At 33.9% G+C, this 7,454-nt stretch carries 5 protein-coding genes; 3 read left to right on the top strand and 2 right to left on the bottom strand.

The genetic code is table 11. The features are described 5' to 3' along the window. A partial coding sequence (locus V7122_RS12210) for an AAA family ATPase (protein WP_335526968.1) occupies positions 1–3,688 on the bottom strand: 3,688 nt, incomplete at its 3' end. Positions 3,689–3,796: 108 nt separating this feature from the next. Here V7122_RS12210 and V7122_RS12205 point away from each other — a divergent pair. Beyond that, positions 3,797–3,967, top strand: coding sequence for an anti-repressor SinI family protein (locus tag V7122_RS12205; RefSeq protein ID WP_335345954.1), 171 nt, complete (start codon positions 3,797–3,799; stop codon positions 3,965–3,967). Here the strand turns inward: V7122_RS12205 and V7122_RS12200 are convergent. Then, the gene (locus tag V7122_RS12200; protein ID WP_335345955.1) at positions 3,948–4,667 is read right to left on the bottom strand and encodes a response regulator transcription factor; all 720 of its coding nucleotides are present in this window, start codon (positions 4,665–4,667) and stop codon (positions 3,948–3,950) included. The two genes, V7122_RS12205 and V7122_RS12200, sit on opposite strands and share 20 nt — an antisense overlap. A gap of 308 nt (positions 4,668–4,975) precedes the next feature. Between V7122_RS12200 and V7122_RS12195 the strand changes: the two genes are divergently transcribed. Next, positions 4,976–6,460 carry an aldehyde dehydrogenase family protein gene (locus tag V7122_RS12195; protein WP_335345956.1) on the top strand — a complete coding sequence of 495 codons (1,485 nt, stop codon included), beginning with the start codon at positions 4,976–4,978 and terminating at the stop codon, positions 6,458–6,460. A gap of 147 nt (positions 6,461–6,607) precedes the next feature. After that, on the top strand, positions 6,608–7,207 hold the full coding sequence (locus V7122_RS12190) for an SCO family protein (RefSeq protein ID WP_335345957.1): 600 nt from the start codon (positions 6,608–6,610) through the stop codon (positions 7,205–7,207). Positions 7,208–7,454: the final 247 nt, after the last annotated feature.

Raw genomic sequence — 7,454 nt, 5'->3', positions numbered from 1 at the left:
CACCCATACATTCATAAATAATCGCTTCATCCTGTAAAAATCCAGATTCACCTGCTGAAAAGGCAGCTTTTTCATAATAGCCAGTGATCACTTCCTTGCTTTTATTCAATACTTTATTTAGTTCTGCCTTCATTAGCAGATATTTATGTTGATAATTTACAGGGGCATTTTCCGCCCACTTTTTCATTTTTTGTATATTTCTTTTTATTGTTCGAATATAAATCTTTCTATCCAGCTTAGTAGCCTTTTCATATAAACGACATAACCATAATGTTTGATAAAAATAATATTCAGGTGTTATAACGAGAACATTTGTTTTTGTTATTAGTTTTGACAACATCTTAAGTAAGTTGCTTGCCTGCTCCTCTTCTTTTAATAAAAATGCCATTTGCAGTCTTAAAGTATAATGAATAATATCAGCAGACTGATCGCTATTTGTAATTGGCATATCAAAATTAGGGGTTACATCCCTATTCGATAGTACTTCAAGCCAATGCTTCATTTCATGAATAAAATCTACTGATATTCGATAGTTAATACTTTTTACGAATTCCAGCTGTTTTTGAACACCCATCGATACTTCCTTAAGGCTGTTACCTTGAATAAACATAGTTATAATGATAAAGGAACTTGATGCACCAGCTAAATGAATGTTACCTGATTCGACACTAAGCTGCTGTGCTTCATTTAAGTATGAAAGATTGTCGCGCAATGGATTTCTCCAATGATTAACAAATGTGCCGAAAACAAAATAAACTCTTGCTTTCAAATTAATCTTATTTCCTCGTTCTACATGCTGTAATGCAATGTTGCCGTATTCATAGCTATCAGAAAAATTATTAAAGCCAGCACTTTGAATAAGTGAATAATTATTAAATACTAAGCAAGTAAAATCCGTTTGACCATTTTTTAATGTAAAATGAAAAGCCTTTAGCATTAAATAAGTAGATAAATTCTGATTTACATGAAACGATGGGGCATTTAAATTAATTAATGTTTCAATAAAAAGTTTCTGTGATGGTTCTTTCATATGTGGCAAGTTGAGAAGTGTTGCTGGTTTTTTGTTAATAAGTGCAAATTGAATAAGAAGTAACTCTTTAGCTATGTCTGCTTTCCTTGGATTTGGTTTAATGTTCCAATTAAATAACTGCAGCCCTTTCAAACCCGCATCAACAGCTTCATTTACTCGATGTAAATGGGTAAATAACATAATCATATTATTGTAAAGTTTAATTTTCTCTTCTTTTGTCTTCGCTTTATCTATTACTTCTTTAAAGGTATTTTCAGCTAGCTTAAAATTACTATTTAGATAGGCTGATTCCCCTAATCCTTTCATTATTTCAAAAGTTAGGGAATAGTTGTCTTGCCATGAGTTCTCCTGTAAAAGCCCCTTTGCCTCATAATAGAAATTGTATGCAGCCTGAAACGCAGCCACTTTTATTGCTTCTCTCCCCGCCCGAGCATTTAAAGTTGCTAACTCCTTCCGCTCTTCCTCCGATAACAATTTAGTGCAAATATTCAAGTGTGACACAGCTTCAAATAAATCCTCATTATTTACATGGATAGGTTGATTTTCTTTTAAATATTTACCAATTTTTAAATGCAAATATTGTTTCTCATCTAATGAAAGAAGTGAATAAAGGGCTTGCTGCACACGGTCATGGATAAATAAAAATTTATTATTATCTTCTTCTGAATGATTATCAACTATAGGTACGACAAACCCTTTAGTAACAGCATCCTGAAGTAAATGATTGATGTTTTGACTATCGATTTTCAAAATTTCAGATATTAGTTCTCCATTCACTTTTCTGCCTAAACAAGAAGCTGCTTTCAGTAATTTTTGATCATGTTCGGGTAGCTTTTTTATCCTGCTAATAATGAAGCTAACAATATCCTCATTTATTGAGATCTCATTTAATAATGTAAGCTGAATATGTTCCATTGCTTCATCATCAGCTGATACTAACATTTCTTTCGTTAAGCTTCGAAAAATTTGCGTGATAAAAAAAGGATTTCCTGCTGTTATTTTGTAAATAATCGAAGAAATTTGTGTACTTATCCGGCTATCAATATCAAATTGAATAGAGATCCAGTGAGTGATTTGTGCTATTGACAATGGTTGGAGGGAAATAACAACTTTATCATTTAAATTCGTAAGAATACTTTCTTTTAAAGCTGTGTTTACTTGATTGTTTTCCTCCAAATCTATGCCATCTCTATAGGCAATAATCAAAAATAATCGATTTTCCCTCGTATTATTGATTAAGTAACAAATTAACTCTAATGATGCTGCATCAGACCATTGAAGGTCATCGATAAAAATGATAAGTGGACATTCAATTGAAATAAAATTAATCAATTTTTGAAACATCATTAAATAATGACTATGATTATCGTATGAAGACATCCTCTCAATTGCAGGCTGTTTTCCAATAATCCATTCAATTTCAGGAAGAAGAAAGGATAAAGCACTCACATATGGTCCAAGTTCATGAAGAATTTTTGATTTCCAGATCGTTACATTTTTTTCTCCCTTTGATAAAATAATTCGAACCCAAGTTTTAAATGCTTGGATAATAGGGGCGTACGGAATATTCCTAAGTAATTGGTCAAACTTTCCTTCTAAAAATAAAAAATTATTTTCCATGTTATTATTATGCAAATAATGAACTAAACCAGTTTTGCCGCTGCCAGATGGCCCTGATATAAGAGCAGTCTTTGAGGAACCACCAAAGACGCATGCTAATCCTTCATATAAACTTTCTAATTCCTTTTCCCTGCCAAACAGAACATTTTTCATTTGTTTAGTAGCTTTATTTTGATAATTTAAAGGAAACTTCTTTACCCAACCGGTTTTGACAAATTCATCATAGCAATATTCAAAGTCCTTCTTTACTGAATTTACAGACTGATAACGTTCATCAGGTGATTTTTCCAATAGCTTCAAGATAATATTTGAAAGGATTTCTGGGATGTCGGCATTAATTTCTGAAGGCGAAGTAGGAATTCGGGCTAAATGTGAATGTATAGTTTCTGAAAGCTCTGAGTCTTCAAAGGGAAGCTTTTTTGTCAGAAGCTCATAAAAAATAATCCCAAGAGTGTACAAATTGGCCCGATAATCTGCTTGGATATTAATTCTTCCCGTTAATTCTGGCGGAATATAGGCGATTTCCCATGAAGATAATAATTTATTTGTTTGATCCGTTATGATGCTTTTACCACGATAGAGCGAATTAAAAGTACCTAATAACGATAGTTGTCCTTTTTCAATATTGACGATGAAATTATATGGATTTAAATGAAGAAACATCAAATCTTGATCGTGAATATATTCAATGATTTCACAAAATTGAATGGCTATGGTAAAAAAATCTTTTAAAGTGTACTTTTGTGTGTATACAAATTTTTTATAAAGCTCCCCTTCGAACGGTTCATAAACGGGTAGGATTTCATTGTTTTTTTTCTCCAACCGTATTGGTACTACAATGCTTGGATGGTGTATGAAGGATAGTAAATCAAATTCTCTTTGAAAATATTCAAAATCATATTGCGTGTAAAAAGAAGGCTCCATGATCTTTTGTATGATGACATCATTTTCATTGAAAGAAGAATAACCTAAATAATATTTGGCAAATTCGTCTTTGTCTTTTTGCATTAATTTTTTATACCCAGAAACATTCAACATATTCCTCATCCTTTAAAAACTTTAATAAAACTTTAAGTAAATTTATACTGTACTTATAATATTTAATATATTCTAATTACTATATCAATTCTGTTAATGGAGGTTAATATGGAGCAATCTTTAAATAGTAGTACAATAGCTTCCGATAAAGCAATTCATGGAAAACTGGATAAAGAATGGCTATCCCTTATCATCAAAGCTAAATCAATGGGTGTTTCAATCACAGACATAAAAGAGTTTTTAAGAAATAATCCTTCAGCTATTCAAAGTCATCGTTAAATTTATACCCTATTCCTCTTACGGTTTGTACATATATGGGTTTTACTGGGTCAGGTTCAATTTTTTTTCTCAAGTTGCTAACGTGTACCATTACCGTACGATTGTCACCAAGACTGTCTTCACCCCATATTTGCTGAAAAAGTTGTTCCACACTATAAACTCTTCCAGCATTCTTAGCTAATAGGCATAATAATTGAAATTCTTTTGCTGGCAGTGAGATTTTTTCTCCACATTTTTGTACCACATGTCGATCTATATCTATTGTAAGGTCGGGAAATTGAAGAATATCGTTTTCCCGATTTTTCTTTTCGTTGCTGCTTTCGAAATCATTTTGTCTGATTCTTCTTAATTGCGCTTTAATTTTTGCAACTAATACTGCTGGGCTAAACGGTTTTGTTATATAATCATCCCCACCAATTCGTAAGCCTAGGATTTTATCAATATCGTCTTCTTTTGCACTTAAAAATATAATAGGCACATTTGATTTTTTCCGTAATGACTGGCATGTTTCAAATCCATCTACTACCGGCATCATTACATCCAATAAGATTAAGTCAAAATTATTACTCCCAAAAAGAAGCAGTGCTTTTTCCCCGTTATCTGCCAATGTAACATCATAGCCTTCATTATTTAAATAAAGATACAAGACCTCCCTAATATCACGATCATCATCTACAACTAAGATCTTTTCGGTCCGCATAAACATCCCTCCTTAATAGCGACCTTTTTCAATCCTTATTAGTTAAACGAGATTATTTCTATTAAAATCATTATAATTTTACTACAAAAATACTAAAAATTCCCTAAATTACCATTAAATATTGATCGCAATTCATTGTTTAGTAAAATTTGTAAGCATTCGTCGAACGGTGTCAGAATATTTGTAATGTTTATAGTTGATTATTAAACTATTAAATTGTTACCATTGTATTGTAGGTGTTCGCGAAAGAATTCTACTCAACATGGCATCATGAAATACATAAGACTACAATTCTAAGGAGGAGTTTTATGAGCCAATTAACAGTCAATTTATTAGAGAAGGTAGAAAAGTTCTTAAGCGGTAAAAAACATTTGTATATTAATGGAGAATTTGTAGAAAGCAAGTCTCAGAAAACATTTGAAACATATAATCCTGCCACTGGGGAGGTTCTTGCAAACGTATTCGAAGCTGGTCCAGAAGATATCGACCTTGCTGTGAAAGCTGCTAGAAAGGCTTTTGATGAAGGTCCATGGTCTAAGATGGGAACTGCAAAAAGAAGCAGACTCATGTATAAGCTAGCAGATTTAATGGAGGAAAATGCTGCTGAATTAGCACAATTAGAAACATTAGATAACGGAAAACCAATTCGTGAAACAACTAATGCTGATATTCCGCTAGCTGTTGAGCATATGCGTTACTATGCGGGCTGGTCTACGAAAATCGTTGGTCAAACCATTCCAGTAAATGGTCCATTCTTCAACTATACTCGTCATGAGGCTGTGGGAGTTGTCGGACAAATTATTCCATGGAACTTCCCTCTTCTAATGGCAATGTGGAAGATGGGAGCGGCACTTGCTACAGGCTGTACAATCGTACTTAAGCCAGCCGAACAAACGCCTCTTTCAGCATTATATTTAGCAGAATTAATTCAAGAAGCGGGCTTCCCTCCTGGTGTCGTCAATATTGTTGCAGGTTTTGGTGAAACAGCAGGCCAGCCGCTTGTTGATCATCCGCTAGTTGACAAAATTGCATTCACCGGCTCCACAGAAGTTGGAAAAATGATTATGGAAAGAGCTTCAAAAACGTTAAAAAGAGTCACTCTTGAACTAGGCGGAAAATCGCCTAACATCATTCTTCCAGATGCGGACTTATCAAAAGCCATCCCTGGTGCTTTAAATGGGGTTATGTTTAACCAAGGTCAAGTTTGCTGCGCTGGTTCTCGCGTATTTATACAGAAGAAGCATTTTGACAATGTTGTGGCAGATATGGCAAGCCATGCCAAAAATATTAAACAAGGTGCAGGTATTCATGCTGATACAGAGATTGGTCCGCTTGTCTCGATCGAACAGCAAAATCGTGTACTAGGTTATATCGAAAAGGGCATAAATGAAGGTGCCCAGCTTGTTGTTGGCGGTGAAAAGCCACAAGAACAAGGTTACTTTGTCTCCCCTACCATTTTCGCTGATGTTAGTGATGAGATGACAATTGCGAAGGAAGAGATTTTCGGACCTGTTATTTCTGCCCTTCCATATGATGATCTCGATGAATTAATTAATCGCGCGAATAGCAGTGAATACGGACTGGCAGCAGGTGTTTGGACTCGTGATGTCGCGAATGCACATTATATTGCCAATAAACTGCGTGCAGGTACAGTTTGGGTAAACTGCTACAATGCCTTTGATGCAGCTTCTCCGTTTGGCGGATACAAGCAATCCGGAATCGGCCGTGAAATGGGATCCTATGCATTAAATAACTACACTGAAGTGAAGAGTGTTTGGATTTCAATGAAATAATTAACTCGCTTAAAAAGCCAAAGGAATCGATTTCCTTTGGCTTTTCCAATTTTTAAAAATAAAACCTCCCACTCTATATCTATGTTCACATATTATCCATAGGATTTTTCTCACATTTTCATTATTCTTATTAAGGGAGGGGAAATAATGAAAAAACTATATATTATTTGTGGAATTATTGTTATTTTAGGAATCTCGGCTGGAATTTCCTTTTTTATTATTCGAGATGTGACATCTAAGATTCCAGATGACATTACGCTTGTAACGATGCACGAAGAAAAATATGCGTTCTCGGAATCAAATAAAAAGCTGAAGCTGGTCGAATTTATGTATACCCACTGCCCTGATATTTGTCCAACGACTACGCAAAAAATGAAATTTTTGAAAAAGGATTTAGAAAAGGCTGGGGTTTTTGGCAAAAATGTCGAATTTTTGACGATTTCAATTGACCCTTATCGGGACACGCCAGAAAAAATGAAGAATTATATGAAAACCTTTGAGATTGAAGATGACGGAAATTGGATTCTCCTTACAGGGGACCAGAATAATATGAAAGCGGATCAAGAGGAAATTAGAGAATTAGCCGGCACTTTTCAATTCCAGTACAGAGATCCTGGGGATGGATTCTATGTTCATAGCACCTTTGTCTATTTAATTGATGAAAACAATAAATTTATTAAGAGATTTCCAATGGGTGAAGAGTTTAACGAAAAGGAAATTTACAAAAAAATTATGAAAGAAATTTAAAAAAAAGGAAAAAACGTTAAACGTCTTCTTGTTTAACGTTTTTTCCTTTATTTCGAATATGTTTAATGGTTAGTTCGGACTTGATGATAGTCTTTTGTTTTGTGGAAAAGCAATGATCATTTTTGATCTTGGTTTTGTAAAGCTTACATTAATCCCTGCTTTTTTTAGACGATTTACTAAATCAACAAGTTGTTTTTTGGCCACAATAAAAACTCCTTTATCCTGCCTATATAGGTTCATTGTACAT

The sequence above is a fragment of the Bacillus sp. JJ1532 genome (genome assembly GCF_036965085.1).
Taxonomy (GTDB): Bacteria; Bacillota; Bacilli; order Bacillales; family Cytobacillaceae; genus Cytobacillus.
This window is presented reverse-complemented; position numbering and strand designations above follow the sequence as displayed.